The organism is Paraburkholderia translucens (assembly GCF_020881035.1).
Lineage (GTDB): Bacteria > Pseudomonadota > Gammaproteobacteria > Burkholderiales > Burkholderiaceae > Paraburkholderia > Paraburkholderia translucens.
In genome coordinates this window covers 1-16,812 of the sequence record NZ_JAJITC010000003.1, presented here as the reverse complement: position 1 = coordinate 16,812, position 16,812 = coordinate 1, and the positions used below count along the sequence as shown (strand labels likewise).

The following is a 16,812-nucleotide window of genomic DNA, read 5'->3' as shown; positions in this document are numbered from 1 at the left end:
AAATTCGTTCACAATAACGACTCATGTCGCGCGGCGCGCGTTGATTGCCACGGGCCGCGGCGCGACGCTACTTCATCCCGCACAGGAGCGCGCATGGCAGAACCCACCGTCAACGCCCACATCGGTTCGACGAATTTTCAGGTGATGTTCGACGACGGCAAGCACACCTGGCTTGCCGACGAACCTGAATCTCTCGGCGGCGGCGATCGTGGTCCGACACCGGTCTCGCTTCTGCTGTCGAGCCTGGGGGCATGCACGTCGATTACGCTGAAGATGTACGCGCAGCGCAAGGGCTGGCTGCTCGCGAGCGTACGCGTCAAACTGTCGATGGAAACCGGCGACGCGGGCTCGACGATCGACCGTCAGATCGTGCTCGACGGCGAGTTGACCGACGAGCAGCGGGAACGGCTTTTGCAAATTGCCAACGCGTGCCCGGTGCACAAGATCCTCACGCGCACGGTCTCGATCCGCTCCGCGCTCGCCGTCGCATAGCGCGAACATAGGGCGAGCTGACTTCGGCCGATCGGGCTACGGGTATTGCAACATTTTCATAGGACGCAGTCGTCTTGAATTTCGAACACCTCATTCAGATCAACGATCCGTTGAATCCTTTCGTCGAATCGATGACTCGCGAACAGTTATGGGAAGGGCTCGTGCTGCGCGCCGAGCAACCTCAGCTGTTCGTGATGGGTCTCGACAGCTGCACGATCCTGTCGCGCGACGGCAATGTGCTCGAGCGCGAACTGCACTACGGCCAGGCCACCGTGCGTGATCGCGTTACGCTGCAGGCAAGTCAGAGCGTGCGCTACGACATCCTGCCGACCGCCGAGTACGTCGGCGGCTCGCTCACGATGACGATCGAGCAGCCCGACGAACTGCAACTGTTCCTGCGCTTCGAATACGCGACCACGCTGCCCGTCTCGACCGATCAGGATGCCGTGCAGACGCAGGAGATCGTCAAGTCCGCGTATCGCGAGAATGATATCGACACGGTTCGACTGATCCGCCAGTACGTCGCGGGCAAACAGCAACCGGGGCCTTTGCACTGACCTTCCGCGCGGGCGCTCTGCCCGCGTCTTGGGGGCATGTCCAGGATGCTCCCTGAAATCGTCCTGCCGTTCTTTTGCCCACCTATCACCAGTCGAATCCGATCGATTTTTGGACCTTGTAAATAGGAATGGTTATCATTTAGAATCAGCTCACCGAATCGACGAACAAGCTAAAACGAATGACCGATATGACTCGCTCCTCCACGCTCAGCCTGCGCCGCTCGGCGGCCGCGCTGACCAGCCGCCCGAAAGCGTCGACGATGGTTGCGCCCGCGGCGAAACCGGCCGCCAAGCGCGCCACCGGTCCAGGCGAGACACCAGAACGGGTCGTGCGCAGCGATGCACTGCTGCAAGGCCAGAGTCACGTCAGCATCGTGCATAACGGCGAGACGTACCAATTGCGTGCGACGCGCCTCGGCAAGCTGATCCTGACGAAGTAGCGAGGCAACTTGGAGTCAGTAACAGGTATTGTGGGGACCACCTCCCAGAGAGGTGTTGGGCATTAGCCAGCCAAGACGGCTTGCACGCGAGAACTAGACCCCTTCGTGCAGACACCATGCCAGCCGTCACAGCCAGCCAGGCCGCTTTTTTGGTTCTCATTCGTTGAAAATGAAAAAGCCGTGGGATAGCAACATCCCACGGCTTTTCTGCTTGTGCGCAAGTCCGGGTTCGCGCAACACCCGGGCTAACGCATCATTTCGACGCCCAACCCCAGAACATCAGCCACCACGCGCTATTGACGACCGCCAGCGCCGCAACGAACCACAACATGGCCAGCGCGCGCGGCGCGAAGCGCTCGCTATAGCGGCGCGTGACGAGCCACGCGAGCCAGGCGCTCCACGCACTCGCAATCACGAGAATCGCGACGCGCAGATCGGACGCCCACCACAGCGACACGTGCTCCGCGCGCAGCAGCGACAGCGTCGTCGCCGACAAACCGAGGAACACGCCCGCGCCCGCGATCGGAATCAACCCCTGCGTCAGATGATGCAGTCGGGTTGCGTCAAAACGGCCAAGCATTCGCGTCGCGCCGGCCAGCAACAGCAGCAGCGCGGTGCCGTAAACAAGCGCCGTCGCGAGGATATAGCCGATCAGCAGCGAGCCGTCGAGCCACGAGAACACGTCGTTCTGGTCGGGGTAATGCGTGAACAGGAACCACGGGGCGTTGGTGTCGAGCGGCCACGTGATGTCGCGATCGACGAGCCACGTCGCGACGAACATTTTCAGGTCGATGAACCAGCGCGACGCGGTCCAGTGGAACGCGCCGATCGCGATGCCGAGCAGGCCATAGAGGATCAGCGCGGTGTCCCAGGGGTTCGCCTTCTGGTCGCCCAACTGCACGACTTCCGTCGACGGCTTGCGCCATGTCAGCGCGATCGCGTCGCGGTGTCCGCTGCAGCGGCCGCACATATGGCACTCGGCCGCGCCCTTCATGTTGCGCAACGGCACGAGCGGCGCGCAGTTGATCGGAATCACGCGATGCCCATGCTCCCCGTTTTTGTACGAGCGACGCCACGCGTCTTCGTCGACCTTGTAGTGAAACGGCGCGAGCCGGGACAGAAGCGAAAAAACCCCGTTGACGGGGCACAGGTATTTGCACCAGACGCGCTTCTCGCGTCCGTATAGCAGACCGATCACGATCGCCGCCAACGTCGAGCCACCGAGCACGAGCAGCACCGCCTTGGGATACTGATAGACGCTCACCATCTGCCCGTAGATCGTCGTGATGCCGAACGCGACGAACGGCCAGCCGCCCCAGCGCATCCAGCGAGGAATCGCGCGGCCGCGGCCGAATTTGCTCGCGAATTCGGCGAGCGCGCCTTCCGGGCAGAGCACGCCGCACCAGACGCGTCCGAGCATCACCATCGACAGCAGCACGAACGGCCACCAGATGCCCCAGAAAACGAACTGCGCCGCGAGCGTCAGGTTGTTCCAAAGATGCGCGGTGTCGTCCGGCAGCGGCATCAGCGCGGGCACGATGATCAGAAACGCGTACACGGCGACCACGGTCCACTGGATCCCGCGAATGACCGCGCCGTGGCGCTGCATCCACTGGCCGGCTGCCGCGAGACGACCCGGCCGGAGAGCCGTCACGGTGCTCATGCCGCGCGCCCTGCCGCCTGCCGCGCGGGCTTGCGATTGGCACGGCGCAGCAGCAGATAAACGACCGCCCAGTAGACGCCGTAGGCAATCAGATTCATCAGCGCCGGATGCGCGCGGTAGCCGGTCAGCGTTGCGACGAGCGACCCAAACGTGCTCGAATCGTCGAGAATCGCCGACGAATTCCACACCTGGCCGACGAGAGTCGGGAGGACTTCCTTGTCGATCAGCTTGTCGACGCCGGTCTGGAACAGGCCCGCGCCGAGGAACAGCAGCATGATTTCCGTGACGCGGAAAAAGAGCCGCCACGAGATGACCTTGCCGCCGAGTTGCAACACGTAGAAGGTCAGGAACGCGAGCGCGAGACCGATCACCACCGCCAGCGTCTGACCGCCGTCGACATGACCCGACTGTCCGAAGCCGAGGCCGTACAGGAAGATCACCGTTTCGCTGCCTTCGCGCGCAATCGCCAGTGCGACCAGAACCGCGACGCCCCACCAGTTCGAATCGCGTTGGCTCTTCTGCAGCGAGCGTTCCATGTCGCGCTTCAGCGTGCGGCCGTGCTGCTTCATCCACAGCACCATCTGCACGATCAGCACACAGGCAATGAGCACCATCGCGGTCTGGAAGTAATCCTGCGCGTCGCCGGAGAGCACCTCCGTGAAGCCGATCAGCGCCGCGCCGAGCGCCACCGCCGCGATCACGCCGGCCGCCACGCCGCCCCACAGATACGGCAAGCCGCGGCGCGCGTCATCGTCGCCGTTTTTCAACCACGCGTACAGGATGCCGACGACCAGCAGCGCCTCGACACTTTCCCGCCACACGATGAACAGAATCTGACCCATTCAAGTTCTCCCTTCGATCCTTCGACTACCCGCCTGCATTGCCTCGCACGAAAGACGACGCTTGCGTTCGACCGAGACCAATGCTTACTTCGCGACGATCACGCCTTGCGCCTGCTGGTGGAAATCGTCGAAAAACTTGTATTCGCCCGGCGCGAGCGGGGCGATCACGACGAACGAATCAGCGCCCGGCGCCAATACCTTCTCTTTGCGCAACTGCACGCTTTCGAATTCGGCCGCGCCCTTGCCGGTGTTACGCACTTCGATCTTGATACGCTGGCCCGCCGGCACTTCGATGCGAGCCGGGTTCAGCTTGCCGTCGTTCATTTCGAGCTTGAAAGTCGGCAGGTCGGCCGCATGAGCCGTGGCCGCCAGGCTAAGCGTGGCGGCGAGCATCGCGATCTTTCGGTTGATTCCCATTGAGCTTTCCGGAAAATGCGACGCGCCGGCGCCGGGTGTGATCCCGAGCGTGCGCGCGCCGTCTGCTGCATTCACTGATAGGGTTATTGACTGCACTGGCACCACGCGCCGATCAGTAACCGCCCTTCTTGCCGATGCCGGCGAAGGTGAAGTCATATTCGAGTGTGATCGGCTTGAACCACGGACCCACGCCGGTTTCCTTGTCGACGTGGCGGCCGAACGCCATGTGGCCCGTCTGCATCGGCGGTTCGACGATCAGCTTCAGGTGGTACTTGCCCGGGCCTTGCAGCTTCACGTTGTCGCCGTAGTGCGGACCGTCGTTCGCGACCATCGGCATCAGGTCGCCCTTGACCGGCTGGTTCGAGCCGGTCTTCGTCAGTTCGTAGTGCACCTGCAGATACGGCATCCAGTCGCCTTCAGCGAAACCGGTCGGATTGTTCTTGACCGCGTGGATATCGGACTCGAGGTGGATGTCCGACTCCGACGCCTTGCGCATCATGCCTTCGGGTTCCATCGCGATCGGCTGCAGATAGACCGCGCCGATTTCCATGCCGCCCTGGATCTGCTGCTTGCCGATCGGATATTCGGCGGCCGAGGCGCACAGCGCCGCGACAGCGGCTACCGCTGCCGCACCGCCCCGCACAAAGGAAGACATCCGCATTGAAACTCCTTGTTTTTATCTGACGGGAATCGATTTCACTGGAACAGAGCGCTCGCAAACCAGATGTGAATTTAAATGCGAACCATTCTCAATATTGGTTGAGTTTATCATCGATCGCTGGGGAGAACAAATCTGCCGACACGCCCGGCCTATGCCGTCAGGGTCTTAAGGCCCGCTCAAGAAAAGTGGTCTGCGCTCGGTGAAACAGGGACGGTACGATTCGCGGCCATGGCGGCCGCGCAGCCGGTTCGAGCGGGAGCTCAAGCGCCGGCGGCGGTGAGCAGGCGCGGCCAATGTCCGCGCGCTTTTGATGGTGGACAAACGCAGAGGAGAAACGCGTCCGTCACTCGACGCCCGACACATGGTCGCCGACGTTCGCGCCGAACACGCGCTGACGCAGCAGCGCGAGCTGGTCGCGAGTCTGCGCGGCCTTCTCGAATTCGAGATTCTTCGCGTGCTCCATCATCTGCTTTTCGAGGCGCTTGATCTCTTTGGCGAGCTGCTTCTCGGACATGTCCTCGAACTTCGCGCGGACCTGCTGCTCCTTCAACTCGGCACGCGCTTCGTCGACGTTGTAGACGCCGTCGATGATGTCGCGAATCCGCTTGACCACGCCACGCGGCGTGATCCCGTGGGCCGCGTTGAACGCGATCTGCTTCGTGCGGCGCCGCTCGGTTTCGTCGATCGCACGGCGCATCGAATCGGTGATGTTGTCCGCGTACAGGATCGCCTTGCCGTTCACGTTACGCGCCGCCCGGCCGATGGTCTGGATCAGTGAACGCTCGGCGCGCAGGAAACCCTCCTTGTCCGCGTCGAGAATAGCGACGAGCGACACCTCCGGAATATCGAGCCCCTCCCGCAGCAGGTTGATCCCGACCAGCACGTCGAACGCGCCCAGACGCAGATCGCGGATGATCTCGACACGCTCGACCGTGTCGATGTCGCTGTGCAGATAGCGCACCTTGATGCCGTGGTCGGCCAGAAACTCGGTGAGCTGCTCAGCCATCCGCTTGGTCAGCGTCGTGACCAGCACGCGGTCGCCGGCCTTGATGCGCTCGTTGATCTCGCCGAGCACGTCGTCGACCTGAGTGCGAGCCGGCCGCACTTCGATTTCGGGGTCGACGAGGCCGGTCGGGCGCACCAGCTGTTCGGCGACCTGTCCCGAGTTCTTCTTCTCATAATCGGCCGGCGTCGCGGAGACGAACACGACCTGGCGCATCTTGCGCTCGAACTCGTTGAACTTGAGCGGCCGGTTGTCGAGCGCCGACGGTAACCGGAAGCCATAGCCGACGAGGTTTTCCTTGCGCGCGCGGTCGCCGTTGTACATGCCGTTCAGCTGGCCGATCAGAACGTGCGATTCGTCGAGCATCATGATCGCGTCGGGCGGCAGGTAATCGACTAGCGTCGGCGGCGGCTCGCCCGGCGCCGCGCCCGAAAAGTGCCGTGAATAGTTCTCGATGCCCTTGCAGAATCCCAGCTCCTGCAGCATTTCGAGGTCGAAGCGGGTGCGCTGCTCGAGCCGCTGCGCCTCGACGAGCTTGCCTTCGCTGTAGAAGAACTCGAGCCGGTCGCGCAGTTCGGCCTTGATGGTTTCGACCGCGCGCAGCACGGTGTCGCGTGGCGTCACGTAATGCGACGACGGATACACGGTAAAGCGCGGGATTTTCTGCCGCACGCGGCCGGTGAGCGGATCGAATAGCTGCAGCGTTTCGACTTCGTCGTCGAACAGCTCGACGCGCACCGCCATTTCGGCATGTTCGGCCGGGAAAATATCGATTGTGTCGCCGCGCACGCGGAACGAGCCGCGCTGAAAGTCGGCTTCGTTGCGGCTGTACTGCATCGCGATCAAGCGCGCGATGACGTCGCGCTGGCCGAGCCGGTCGCCCGTGCGCAACGTAAGAATCATCTGGTGGTATTCGGACGGGTTGCCGATACCGTATATCGCCGACACCGTCGCGACGATCACCACGTCGCGACGCTCCATCAGGCTCTTGGTCGCCGACAGTCGCATCTGTTCGATATGCTCGTTGATCGACGAGTCTTTCTCGATGAACAGGTCGCGCTGCGGTACGTACGCCTCCGGCTGGTAGTAGTCGTAGTACGAGACGAAGTACTCGACCGCGTTGCGCGGGAAGAACTCGCGGAACTCCGAATACAGTTGCGCGGCGAGCGTCTTGTTCGGCGCGAACACGATCGCCGGGCGGCCGACCCGCGCGATGGTATTGGCCATCGTGAAGGTCTTGCCGGACCCAGTCACGCCGAGCAGCGTCTGAAATGCGAGCCCGTCCTCGATCCCTTCGACGAGCGTGTCGATGGCCGTGGGCTGGTCGCCGGCAGGCGGATATGGCTGGTAGAGTTTGAACGGCGAACCTTTGAACGTAACGAACCTGGATTCGTCGAGCGTCTGGTCGGCTTCAGTCAGATGGTGTTCGGACATGAGGGGCGGCACCGGGCCTTGGGCAAAGGATCATTCTAACGGGTTGCGAAAAGCGAAGATCGAGCGGGGTTGCGTAAGGTATCGCCGCGCGCTGGGGCCACGACGCGTTGTGACCCTTTGCGGGAGCATGCGCGGCGCGATTGATGCGACACACATCTCGTCCGTTTGCGCCTGCGCCACAGCCGCGCACGCTCGAAATCCCTCATTGCCACATGACCCCGCAGTGCCTGTTTTTCAAGCAATAAATCGCCCGTTGCCTGTCTCGTGGCCCGAAAAACGCGCCCGGATTCGTTACAATGCGAAGTCGCGTTCGCTCGCCGCTGTCCGCAGACCGGACCGCCGCGCGCGAGCCGCCCTCTTTTCACTACTGCTGCCCACCCATCATGTCTCTGTTCTCCGCCGTCGAACTTGCTCCCCGCGACCCGATTCTGGGCCTGAACGAAGCCTTCAACGCCGATACGCGCGCCACCAAGGTCAACCTCGGCGTTGGCGTGTACTTCAATGAAGAAGGCAAGATTCCGCTGCTGCGCGCCGTGCGCGATGCCGAGAAGGCCCGCGTCGAAGCCGCACTGCCGCGCGGGTATCTGCCGATCGAAGGTATCGCCGCTTACGACGCCGCTGTGCAAAAGCTGCTGCTCGGCAACGACTCGCCCCTGATCGCGGCCGGCCGCGTCGTCACGGCGCAGGCGCTGGGCGGCACGGGCGCGCTGAAGATCGGCGCGGACTTCCTGAAGCGTGTCAACCCGGACAGCAAGGTCGCGATCAGCGACCCGAGCTGGGAAAACCACCGCGCGCTGTTCGAAGGCGCGGGCTTCGTCGTCGAGTCATATCCGTACTACGACGCGCAGACGCACGGCGTGAACTTCGACGGCATGTTGAGCGCGCTGAACAGCTACGCGGCCGGCACCATCGTCGTGCTGCATGCTTGCTGTCACAATCCTACCGGCGTCGATCTGAGCGTCGAGCAGTGGAAGCAGGTCGTCGAGGTCGTCAAGGCACGCAATCTCGTGCCGTTCCTCGATATCGCCTACCAGGGCTTCGGCGATAACATCGAATCGGACGCCGCAGCGGTGCGTCTATTTGCGGCGCAGGAACTGAACGTGTTCGTCTCGTCGTCGTTCTCGAAGTCGTTCTCGCTGTATGGCGAACGCGTCGGCGCGCTGTCGATCATCACTGCGAGCAAGGACGAAGCCGCACGCGTGCTGTCGCAACTGAAGCGCGTGATCCGCACGAACTACTCCAACCCGCCGACGCACGGCGGCTCGGTGGTCGCGGCGGTGCTCGCGTCCCCCGAACTGCGTGCGACGTGGGAAAGCGAACTGGGTGAAATGCGGGACCGCATCCGTGCAATGCGCAATGGTCTCGTCGAGCGTCTGAAGGCAAGCGGCGTTGATCGCGACTTCAGCTTCGTGAACGCACAGCGCGGCATGTTCTCGTACTCGGGCCTAACGGCAGCGCAAGTGGACCGCCTGCGCGAAGAGTTCGGCATCTATGCGGTCAGCACTGGCCGCATCTGCGTGGCTGCGCTCAATACGCGCAACCTGGACGTGGTCGCGAACGCGATTGCTCACGTGCTGAAGTAAGGCGATTCGCGGCGCGGAGTTTTACCGCGCCGATGCAGATGGTTCGCCGCTGCCACCGCTTGTAGAAACGGCGCCCTTTTCCGAAATAGGCGCCGTTTTTTATTTCCTGACAGTTTGACCTTGCCGGCGCAACGCCGGCTCTATCAGCGGCAGGTCAGCGCGAGTCTCGATGAATGTCGTGCGTGACGAACCCGGCATCGTTATCGGGCATCTCGAGCCAGTCGGGGTGCTCGAGCGAACGGCGTATGTCTTCGAGACCACTTCGCCAATGCTCACGCATCGTGGACAGACCGAACTGAAAGTCCTTGTAGTGTCCTTCGTATTCCTTGTGCCGGTAGATCAGGTGTATCACGTTGTAGCGCTTTGAACACGACAGCTCCTCGGCCAGCTCACACCAGGGATCGTCGCGCCGCTCGACGGGCACGCGATCCAGCACCTCGCGCAGCACGTGACGAAACCGCTGCGAGCGCTGCAGCATGTCGGTCACGAAACGCGTGCGGCTAGAATACTGAATGTCCTTCATGCGCCCCTGTACGTCGGTGATGTTGTCCGGCACGGGCCCGATTGCACTCCATAGATCGACCTGAAACGCGAGCGTGTCGCGGCGCGGCGTGGACTGGAGCACCTCGTAGAGCGGCGTATTCGACATCAGTCCGCCGTCCCAGTAGAACTGGCCGTCGATCTCGACAGCGGCGAAGCCCGGCGGCAACGCGCCTGACGCCATGAAATGCTCGGGCCTGAGCGTGGTGTGCGTATTGTCGAAGTACGCGAAATTACCCGTGCCGCAATTCACCGCCCCCACCGACACGCGTATTTCTCCCAAATTGATCCGCTCGAAATCACACAGCGTCTCGAGCGTCGCCTTCAGCGGCGTGGTGTCGTAGTAGCTCGCCAGTTGTGGCGGACCGGAGACAGTGGGCAGCGGCGGCGGGAAACGCGGCACGAAAAAGCCCTTTTGGCCTTCGACGATGGCGCCCATCGCCTGCGCTGCCGTAAATGCCTTACGCACCGCTTCGCTCGAATTGAACAGCACGTGCTCGATCGGAGCCGGCAACGGCGGCCCGAACGCCGGCTCGCAGATCGTTTCCCAGAACTGCAGCAGACGCTCGACGCGCTTTTCCGGCGGATTGCCCGCAATGATCGCCGTATTCAGCGCGCCGATCGAAATGCCCGCGATCCAGTTCGGTTCAATGCCGGCTTCGTAAAGTCCCTGAAAGACGCCGGCCTGATAAGCGCCTAGCGCGCCACCGCCTTGCAGCATCAGCGCGACGGTTTCGTAGTTGGGCAACCGGAGATGCCGATGCGGACGAGCGGCGGACGCTGAACCCGCGCCCTCTCCGTCGCCGGACACGCCCGCGCGCGCCCGCTTCAGATTGCGTTGCGCCATGGGCTCTCCCTAGTGCATGTACCAGCCGTGGCTCACCACGAACGACTGGCCGGTCAGCGCCGCCGTCGGGAAGGCCGACAGGAACAGCACGGTCTGCGCGACGTCTTCGACCGTCGTAAAGATCCCGTCGACGGTGCCGCCAAGCATCACGCGCTTGATCACTTCCTCTTCGCTGATGCCGAGTTCCTTCGCCTGCTCGGGGATCTGCTTGTCGACGAGTGGCGTGCGCACGAAGCCCGGGCACACGACGTGCGAACGTACGTTGTGCGCAGCACCTTCCTTGGCGAGCACGCGCGAGAGGCCCAGCAGCGCGTGCTTCGCGGTCACGTAGGCGGACTTCAGCGGCGAGGCGAGATGCGAGTGGACCGAGCCCATGTAGATCACGACGCCGCCGCGATTGTCCTTGTACATGTGCTTGAGCGCCGCCTTGGTGGTCAGGAACGCGCCGTCCACGTGAATGGCCTGCATCTTTCTCCAGTCCGAGAACGAATAGTTTTCAATCGGATTGACGATCTGGATACCGGCGTTGGAAACGAGAATGTCGATCGAGCCGAATTCCTCGGCGACTTTGTCGATACCCTGGTTGACGGCGTCTTCGCTTGTCACGTCCATTGCCACGCCGATTGCCTTGCCGCCGCCCTTTCTGATTTCTTCAGCCACGGCGTTCGCACCGTCCTGGTTCAGATCGGCGATCGCGACCGCTGCACCCGCCGCAGAAAGAGTCAACGCGATCTGCTTGCCGATGCCGCTCGCGGCGCCCGTGACGACGGCGACCTTGCCGTTCAGATTCGTGCTCAGAGACGACATCTGGAACCTCCATGCAGTTGATGAGCAATGAGACCACAAGACCGCGCCCGGTTTGAAGTCGGCCAAACGGCATACACCGTTCGGCGGATGCAGCGCGGCGGCCGGTTTTGCTATTGTGCATGAACCCTGTGAACGACATAGGTAAAACGCACACCGATCCTTATCTCTTTAAACTGATGCCTTTCGGACCGAACTCGGGCTCTGTTCCCGTGGCATCACCAACCAGGAGACATGCATGAATTATCGACGTCTGGGTCGCTCCGGCCTGCAAGTGAGCGAATTGTCCATCGGCTCGTGGGTCACGTACGGCAACCAGGTGGATCATCGCGCCGCGCGGGAATCGCTTGCCGCGGCGCGCGACGCGGGCGTCAATTTCTTCGACAATGCCGAGGTTTACGCGGGCGGCAAATCCGAGGAGATCATGGGCCATGCATTGAAGGAACTCGCCTGGCCGCGTGTGAGCTACATCGTATCGACAAAATTTTTCTGGGGGCTCACCGAGGCGCCGAACCAGTACCACACGTTGAACCGCAAGTACCTGATGAACGCGATCGACGGATCGCTGAAGCGCCTGCAACTCGACTATGTCGATCTCGTGTTCTGTCATCGTCCCGACCCGAACACGCCGATCGAGGAGACGGTCTGGGCGATGAGCGACATGATCGCGCGCGGCAAGGCGCTGTACTGGGGCACGTCGGAATGGAGCGCCGACGAGATTCGCGCGGCTTATGAAATCGCCGAGCGGCATCATCTTCACAAGCCGGTCATGGAGCAACCGCAATACAACCTGTTTCACCGCAAACGCGTCGAACAGGAATACAAGCGGCTCTACGAGGATATCGGCCTGGGCCTGACGACGTGGAGTCCGCTCGCGTCGGGTCTGCTCACCGGCAAATATCGCGACGGCGTACCCGCCGACAGTCGCGCGCAGTTGCAGGGCTATGACTGGCTGCGTCAGCAGCTGACCGATCCGACGAGAAACAACGTGGTCGGCCGGCTCGGCACGGTTGCCGATGAACTCAGCTGTACGGTCGGTCAGCTTGCCATCGCGTGGATTCTGAAGAATCCGCATGTCAGCACGGTGATCACCGGTGCGTCGCGGGTCGAACAGATCGGCGAAAACATGAAGTCCGCCGAGGTGGCCGAGCGCATCACGCCGGAAATCAAACAGCGGATCGAAGAAATCGTCGGCGACGCGCACGAGTAATCGGCGCGCCGCACCACGCACTGAGTGGATAATCAGGCACGCGCGGTCGCGTACAATACGCAGCCGCGCCACCGGCTCCTTCGGGCCAGCCTGCGCTCTTTCAGTGTCTTCTCATCATGCTCAGCTACCGCCACGCCTTTCATGCCGGCAATCACGCCGACGTTCTGAAACACGCCGTCGTGTTGCAGCTTCTGCGCTACCTTGGCCAGAAGGACAAGGCCTACTGGTATATCGACACGCACGCGGGCGCCGGCGTCTACTCGCTGCAGGACGGCTACGCGACAAAGACCGGCGAGTTCGAGACGGGCATTGCGAAACTGTGGGGCCGAAACGATCTGCCGCCGCTGTTCGCCGACTACGTCGACGAAGTCAGCGCGCTCAATGCCGATGGCCAGCTGCATTTCTATCCCGGCTCGCCGTATCTCGCGTGGCGGCAATTGCGTGCGCAGGATCGCATGCGACTGTTCGAGCTGCACAGCACCGAAATCGATGTGCTGCGACACAATTTCCGCGACGCGGGTCGTCGCGCGATGCTGTACGCGGGCGACGGCTTCGACGGCATTCTCGCGCTGCTGCCGCCGGCGCCGCGTCGCGCGCTGATCCTGCTCGATCCTTCGTATGAAGACAAGCGCGATTACGGGCGCACGTTGCGCTGTGTCGAGGAAAGCCTGAAGCGGTTTCCGACCGGCACGTACGCGGTCTGGTATCCGCAGGTTAAGCGTCCCGAGTCGCAGCGCTTCCCCGATCAGCTAAAACAACTGCAGAAAGACAACTGGCTGCACGTCAGTCTGACCGTCAGCAATCCTCCGGAGGACGGCTATGGACTGTTCGGCAGCGGCATGTTCATGCTGAATCCACCGTATACGCTCGCCAAGATGCTGAAGGACCAGATGCCATGGCTCGTCAAGGTGCTCGGCGAGGACAAGGCCGCGACGTTCAAGCTCGAGTTTCGCGGCAATTGAATGCGACGATTGGCGCGTGAGCGGCTTGCGCTCACTTGAACTGTGCGACCGCCTTGCTCGCGAATTCGTCCGTATCGGTCCCGCTCGGATCGACTTTCTTCGAATCGAGGCGGCTATCGAACGGCGACAACGCGCGCAGCGACCGTCGCCTGCCTGTCCGTCCGCATTAGTCCATCGGGCGAATACGCGTTGCGCACGTTGTCCCCCATAAACATGGGGTGCTCGAAGGCGCCAGCGCCGATCTCGGCGCTACCACCCACTGCCGTTTCGAGCGCCGTCGCGCCCGCGAAAATCACAAACAGCAAGACGGAACAGAAACGGCCGGGGTAGAAGCGTCGCCGGCGATCTTTCGTGCCGTTGCTACGTCATTGCGGAAGCGGGACTGGTCGAGGTGTCGACCCCTGCGGTACGCCGCCACCCGGCGGCAATTGGATATAGGGCGCGACCACGAACGGCGGCGACGATTCCTGCGGCAGCTCGACCGGTGCCGAGATCGGTGGGGCGCCGACGAGCGGCTGTGGGTCAGCCGGCGAATTCAGCAGCACCGTGCCGCTCTGGCCATTATTGACGCCGCCTAGCGTATCGAGAATCACTGGCCGGCGGTCGTTATCGGAGACTGCGAATGCGTCCGACGCGACGCAGAGCGTCGCCACGGCGGCAATGGTCATCACAGACCGGAGTGTTTGGAGCGAACGGACGGAGGACATGGGCGGCCCGATAGATTATGAATGCCGTCTTGCGCGAAAAACGCCCTACCTTACCGCGGCCTGCGTTTCGAAGCTAGTCGATACTCGGCATGACAAGCGTTCTGGTGCCGACCACCCGAAAAAATACCTGCAGGAGCGCAATTTTGGGTGTTCAGATATAACAAAGCCCCGCTTTTACGGGGCCCGACATTGGTACTGCGATGGCAGCGCGACTGCTCGCGACGCCGCGTCACTCTCGAAACGTGGACTTATAGAGAGAAGCCGTTGGTTTCGAGCGAACGGATGCGCTGCTCGAGTTGGACGATATCCGAGGACGATGCCAGATACGCTTCGCGGCGGCTACGTTCCGCGGTTTCGAACCAGGTGCTCAGCTTTTCAAGGAAGTACGCAAACATTAATGTTCTCCACCGAATCCCCGTGACAGGACGTCAGGGATTTCCCTCATAAGGGTTAACCCGCATTATAACCAAAGCGTCCAACCTTGACATTGAAATCCTGGCATGAGGGGCATTCCCTCCTGGAATGACGCACCGTATCGGTGCATCGATCACGTCATCTTATCCGATTTCTGGCGATCTTCCCGCGATCGTGATTGCTTCGCTGCTCTCTATGCACAATCTAGGTGCCAGTACGCGCGTGTCAAGGAATATCAAGTTATAGGTTGCACCTCTTGCGGAACCGAACCGTTAAAGGGGATGGCAACCTTGTCCCGAGACCAGATCCGTATCGGCGAGGCGCTCGATGATGGGACATTCGGGCCGGTCGTCGCCGTGGCAATGATCGGCCAGATGCGCGAGGGTGTCGCGCATATCGGTCAGCTCGGCAATGCGGCGATCGAGTTCGGCGACATGTTCGAGCGCGATCCGCTTCACTTCCGCGCTTGCACGCGAGCGGTCGTGCCATAGCGCCAGCAGTCGCCGGATATCCTCGACTAGAAATCCGAGCCGTCGCGCCTGGCGAATAAAACGCAGCGAATGCACTTCCTGCGGGCCATACACGCGATAACCGGCGCTCGTACGCGCCTTCGCTGCCAACAGGCCGACACTTTCATAGTAGCGGATCATCTTCGCCGTAACGCCCGACGCGCGGGCCGCTTCACCAATGTTCATGACTGTTTCCTTCCTGATCTTGGCCGAACTCGAGCCGATCCTACTCTTTCCCATGGACGGAAGGTCAGCATCACCAAATGCGGATCGGCAGGCATAATTCGACTATCCCCAATCTGATTCCCGCCGAGCTCCCCAATGACAATCGAACTCCATGTAGAAGGCATGAGCTGCCAGCACTGTGTTGGCGCCGTTACGAGCGCGATTCGCGAGCATGACGCCGCCGCCCAGGTTCAAGTGGATCTCGCGACCGGCCGCGTCGTCGTGGACTCGACACAAACGGTCGATGCGCTGAAGCACGCAATCGACGAAGCCGGATACACGGTCACGTCTATGCGCTGAGGGCGCCAATCATGTTCAAGGTTGCGGTGATTGGTGGTTCCGGGCTGCTGGGCCGAGCGCTCAACGAAGAACTTGCACGCCAGGTTGGCTGGCAGATCGTCACCACCGCATTCAGCCGGCCATCGCTGCAGTTGGTCGCGTTGGACGTTCGCGATAGCTTTGCGGTCGAGCGTTTCATCGAGCACGTGGCGCCAGACGCCGTCGTGATTGCTGCGGCAGAGCGCCGGCCCGATGTATGCGAGCGCGATCCAGCGCTTGCACGCGCGCTAAATGTCGATGCCGTACGAACGATCGCCAGGGCGGCGAACCGAAACGGCGCCTGGACGCTATCGATCTCGACCGACTATGTATTCGACGGCACGCGCCCGCCCTATCGACACGACAGCACACCTCGGCCGCTCAACGCGTACGGCCAGAGCAAGCTCGAAGGCGAGCGAGCGCTAATCGAAACGGCTGACCTCGGATGCGTGCTACGACTGCCTCTGCTGTATGGGCCGATCGTCAACTGGTCGGAGTCGGCCGTGACTAGCCTGGTGCCGGCGATCGCGGCTTCGGCCGCGCCGGACGGCCAGACTGCCACGATGGACGCTTGGGCGATCCGCTATCCCACGTTCACGCCCGATGTCGCGGTCGTGATTCGGCAGATGCTCGAGCGGCACGGGCGCGGCGAAACGATCTCGGGCATCGTTCAATGGTCGGGCAATGAACCGATGAACAAGTACGAGATCGCCGTGCGCCTTGCGGCGGCGCTACAACTCAATGCGCATCTGACGCCGCAGCGCGCCCCCACAGACTCGACGCGGCGGCCGCACAACTGCCATCTGACGTCAAGCCGCCTGGAGGCGCTTGGAATTGGCCGACGCACGCCGTTCGACGTTGCGATCGGTCAGGTGCTGGCGAAGCTTCCGTGGCGCGGGTCCGCGAGTCCAGTTGGTTCCGACAGCTCACGTCCACGAGGGTGATGGCGAAGCAATGGCCTAGATAAGAGAAAAACCGCCGCTGAGTGCCGGATTTTTCAGGCGTGCATTGACAGTGCGTAAACGCAGAAACCCCACCGCGCTGGGTGGGGTTTCTGTCTGGGGTAAGGAGCCTGACGATTACCTACTTTCACACGGGCAATCCGCACTATCATCGGCGTGGAGTCGTTTCACGGTCCTGTTCGGGATGGGAAGGGGTGGGACCGACTCGCTATGGTCATCAGG

At 62.1% G+C, this 16,812-nt stretch carries 18 protein-coding genes, 1 rRNA gene and 1 pseudogene; 8 read left to right on the top strand and 12 right to left on the bottom strand.

Annotated elements, in window-relative coordinates; all coding sequences use genetic code 11:
* Nucleotides 1-93 precede the first annotated feature (93 nt).
* The 3 genes from LJ655_RS05685 to hemP all read left to right on the top strand — a co-directional run bounded on the left by LJ655_RS05685 (nt 94) and on the right by hemP (nt 1,489).
* Nucleotides 94-492 (top strand): OsmC family protein, encoded by a 399-nt coding sequence (locus LJ655_RS05685; protein WP_230560294.1) that lies wholly within the window; start codon nt 94-96, stop codon nt 490-492.
* 74 nt (nt 493-566) lie between these two features.
* Nucleotides 567-1,049: an SRPBCC family protein gene (locus tag LJ655_RS05680; protein ID WP_230560293.1), complete on the top strand. Its 483-nt coding sequence runs from the start codon at nt 567-569 to the stop codon at nt 1,047-1,049.
* Nucleotides 1,050-1,228: 179 nt separating this feature from the next.
* On the top strand, nt 1,229-1,489 hold the full coding sequence (gene hemP / locus LJ655_RS05675; protein ID WP_230560292.1) for a hemin uptake protein HemP: 261 nt from the start codon (nt 1,229-1,231) through the stop codon (nt 1,487-1,489).
* 253 nt (nt 1,490-1,742) lie between these two features.
* Here the strand turns inward: hemP and LJ655_RS05670 are convergent, their stop codons facing one another.
* The 5 genes from LJ655_RS05670 to uvrB form a co-directional block, all read right to left on the bottom strand.
* A complete protein-coding gene (locus LJ655_RS05670; protein ID WP_230560291.1) occupies nt 1,743-3,152 on the bottom strand; it encodes a 4Fe-4S binding protein in 1,410 nt (469 codons plus the stop codon).
* Nucleotides 3,149-3,994 carry an FTR1 family iron permease gene (locus LJ655_RS05665; RefSeq protein WP_230560290.1) on the bottom strand — a complete coding sequence of 282 codons (846 nt, stop codon included), beginning with the start codon at nt 3,992-3,994 and terminating at the stop codon, nt 3,149-3,151. The genes LJ655_RS05670 and LJ655_RS05665 overlap by 4 nt, the downstream gene beginning before the upstream one ends.
* Nucleotides 3,995-4,078: 84 nt before the next feature.
* Nucleotides 4,079-4,411 (bottom strand): cupredoxin domain-containing protein, encoded by a 333-nt coding sequence (locus LJ655_RS05660; RefSeq protein ID WP_230560289.1) that lies wholly within the window; start codon nt 4,409-4,411, stop codon nt 4,079-4,081.
* Between the two features lie 112 nt (nt 4,412-4,523).
* On the bottom strand, nt 4,524-5,072 hold the full coding sequence (locus LJ655_RS05655) for an iron transporter (RefSeq protein WP_230560288.1): 549 nt from the start codon (nt 5,070-5,072) through the stop codon (nt 4,524-4,526).
* A 343-nt stretch (nt 5,073-5,415) separates the two neighbouring features.
* The gene (uvrB, locus tag LJ655_RS05650) at nt 5,416-7,509 is read right to left on the bottom strand and encodes an excinuclease ABC subunit UvrB (RefSeq protein ID WP_230560287.1); all 2,094 of its coding nucleotides are present in this window, start codon (nt 7,507-7,509) and stop codon (nt 5,416-5,418) included.
* A gap of 383 nt (nt 7,510-7,892) precedes the next feature.
* On the opposite strand from uvrB, the gene LJ655_RS05645 reads away from it, so the two are divergent.
* Nucleotides 7,893-9,092, top strand: a complete 1,200-nt coding sequence (locus LJ655_RS05645) for an amino acid aminotransferase (protein ID WP_230560286.1) — start codon at nt 7,893-7,895, stop codon at nt 9,090-9,092.
* A gap of 154 nt (nt 9,093-9,246) precedes the next feature.
* Here the strand turns inward: LJ655_RS05645 and LJ655_RS05640 are convergent, their stop codons facing one another.
* Nucleotides 9,247-10,479, bottom strand: coding sequence for a DUF3734 domain-containing protein (locus tag LJ655_RS05640; RefSeq protein ID WP_230560285.1), 1,233 nt, complete (start codon nt 10,477-10,479; stop codon nt 9,247-9,249).
* 9 nt (nt 10,480-10,488) lie between these two features.
* Nucleotides 10,489-11,286, bottom strand: coding sequence for a 3-hydroxybutyrate dehydrogenase (locus LJ655_RS05635; protein WP_230560284.1), 798 nt, complete (start codon nt 11,284-11,286; stop codon nt 10,489-10,491).
* A 235-nt stretch (nt 11,287-11,521) separates the two neighbouring features.
* On the opposite strand from LJ655_RS05635, the gene LJ655_RS05630 reads away from it, so the two are divergent.
* Both LJ655_RS05630 and LJ655_RS05625 read left to right on the top strand, forming a co-directional pair.
* The gene (locus tag LJ655_RS05630) at nt 11,522-12,493 is read left to right on the top strand and encodes a potassium channel beta subunit family protein (RefSeq protein WP_230560283.1); all 972 of its coding nucleotides are present in this window, start codon (nt 11,522-11,524) and stop codon (nt 12,491-12,493) included.
* Nucleotides 12,494-12,609: 116 nt separating this feature from the next.
* The gene (locus tag LJ655_RS05625) at nt 12,610-13,455 is read left to right on the top strand and encodes a 23S rRNA (adenine(2030)-N(6))-methyltransferase RlmJ (protein ID WP_230560282.1); all 846 of its coding nucleotides are present in this window, start codon (nt 12,610-12,612) and stop codon (nt 13,453-13,455) included.
* 31 nt (nt 13,456-13,486) lie between these two features.
* Here the strand turns inward: LJ655_RS05625 and LJ655_RS05620 are convergent.
* The 4 genes and pseudogenes from LJ655_RS05620 to cueR all read right to left on the bottom strand — a co-directional run.
* Nucleotides 13,487-13,655: pseudogene (locus LJ655_RS05620) on the bottom strand (ABC transporter substrate-binding protein); the annotation flags it as partial.
* Nucleotides 13,656-13,820: 165 nt separating this feature from the next.
* Complete coding sequence (locus tag LJ655_RS05615; protein WP_230560281.1) at nt 13,821-14,123, bottom strand: hypothetical protein; 303 nt, start codon at nt 14,121-14,123, stop codon at nt 13,821-13,823.
* A gap of 287 nt (nt 14,124-14,410) precedes the next feature.
* Nucleotides 14,411-14,557: a DUF3563 family protein gene (locus LJ655_RS05610; protein WP_230560280.1), complete on the bottom strand. Its 147-nt coding sequence runs from the start codon at nt 14,555-14,557 to the stop codon at nt 14,411-14,413.
* 291 nt (nt 14,558-14,848) lie between these two features.
* Nucleotides 14,849-15,271, bottom strand: a complete 423-nt coding sequence (cueR, locus tag LJ655_RS05605; protein WP_230560279.1) for a Cu(I)-responsive transcriptional regulator — start codon at nt 15,269-15,271, stop codon at nt 14,849-14,851.
* Nucleotides 15,272-15,406: 135 nt separating this feature from the next.
* Here cueR and LJ655_RS05600 point away from each other — a divergent pair, with 135 nt between their 5' ends.
* Both LJ655_RS05600 and LJ655_RS05595 read left to right on the top strand, forming a co-directional pair.
* A complete protein-coding gene (locus tag LJ655_RS05600) occupies nt 15,407-15,610 on the top strand; it encodes a heavy-metal-associated domain-containing protein (protein WP_230560278.1) in 204 nt (67 codons plus the stop codon).
* Between the two features lie 11 nt (nt 15,611-15,621).
* Entirely contained in the window at nt 15,622-16,572 is a 951-nt protein-coding gene (locus tag LJ655_RS05595; RefSeq protein WP_230560277.1) for a dTDP-4-dehydrorhamnose reductase family protein, read from the top strand.
* Between the two features lie 126 nt (nt 16,573-16,698).
* On the opposite strand, the gene rrf is transcribed toward LJ655_RS05595, so the two are convergent.
* A 5S ribosomal RNA gene (rrf, locus tag LJ655_RS05590) occupies nt 16,699-16,812 on the bottom strand.

Excerpts from the sequence above, each read along its gene's own strand:
- LJ655_RS05685 (WP_230560294.1), top strand. The coding sequence starts at position 94 with ATGGCAGAACCCACCGTCAACGCCCACATCGGTTCGACGAATTTTCAG.
- hemP (WP_230560292.1), top strand. The coding sequence starts at position 1,229 with ATGACCGATATGACTCGCTCCTCCACGCTCAGCCTGCGCCGCTCGGCG.
- LJ655_RS05670 (WP_230560291.1), bottom strand. The coding sequence starts at position 3,152 with ATGAGCACCGTGACGGCTCTCCGGCCGGGTCGTCTCGCGGCAGCCGGC.
- LJ655_RS05665 (WP_230560290.1), bottom strand. The coding sequence starts at position 3,994 with ATGGGTCAGATTCTGTTCATCGTGTGGCGGGAAAGTGTCGAGGCGCTG.
- LJ655_RS05660 (WP_230560289.1), bottom strand. The coding sequence starts at position 4,411 with ATGGGAATCAACCGAAAGATCGCGATGCTCGCCGCCACGCTTAGCCTG.
- LJ655_RS05655 (WP_230560288.1), bottom strand. The coding sequence starts at position 5,072 with ATGCGGATGTCTTCCTTTGTGCGGGGCGGTGCGGCAGCGGTAGCCGCT.
- uvrB (WP_230560287.1), bottom strand. The coding sequence starts at position 7,509 with ATGTCCGAACACCATCTGACTGAAGCCGACCAGACGCTCGACGAATCC.
- LJ655_RS05645 (WP_230560286.1), top strand. The coding sequence starts at position 7,893 with ATGTCTCTGTTCTCCGCCGTCGAACTTGCTCCCCGCGACCCGATTCTG.
- LJ655_RS05640 (WP_230560285.1), bottom strand. The coding sequence starts at position 10,479 with ATGGCGCAACGCAATCTGAAGCGGGCGCGCGCGGGCGTGTCCGGCGAC.
- LJ655_RS05635 (WP_230560284.1), bottom strand. The coding sequence starts at position 11,286 with ATGTCGTCTCTGAGCACGAATCTGAACGGCAAGGTCGCCGTCGTCACG.
- LJ655_RS05630 (WP_230560283.1), top strand. The coding sequence starts at position 11,522 with ATGAATTATCGACGTCTGGGTCGCTCCGGCCTGCAAGTGAGCGAATTG.
- LJ655_RS05625 (WP_230560282.1), top strand. The coding sequence starts at position 12,610 with ATGCTCAGCTACCGCCACGCCTTTCATGCCGGCAATCACGCCGACGTT.
- LJ655_RS05615 (WP_230560281.1), bottom strand. The coding sequence starts at position 14,123 with ATGACCATTGCCGCCGTGGCGACGCTCTGCGTCGCGTCGGACGCATTC.
- LJ655_RS05610 (WP_230560280.1), bottom strand. The coding sequence starts at position 14,557 with ATGTTTGCGTACTTCCTTGAAAAGCTGAGCACCTGGTTCGAAACCGCG.
- cueR (WP_230560279.1), bottom strand. The coding sequence starts at position 15,271 with ATGAACATTGGTGAAGCGGCCCGCGCGTCGGGCGTTACGGCGAAGATG.
- LJ655_RS05600 (WP_230560278.1), top strand. The coding sequence starts at position 15,407 with ATGACAATCGAACTCCATGTAGAAGGCATGAGCTGCCAGCACTGTGTT.
- LJ655_RS05595 (WP_230560277.1), top strand. The coding sequence starts at position 15,622 with ATGTTCAAGGTTGCGGTGATTGGTGGTTCCGGGCTGCTGGGCCGAGCG.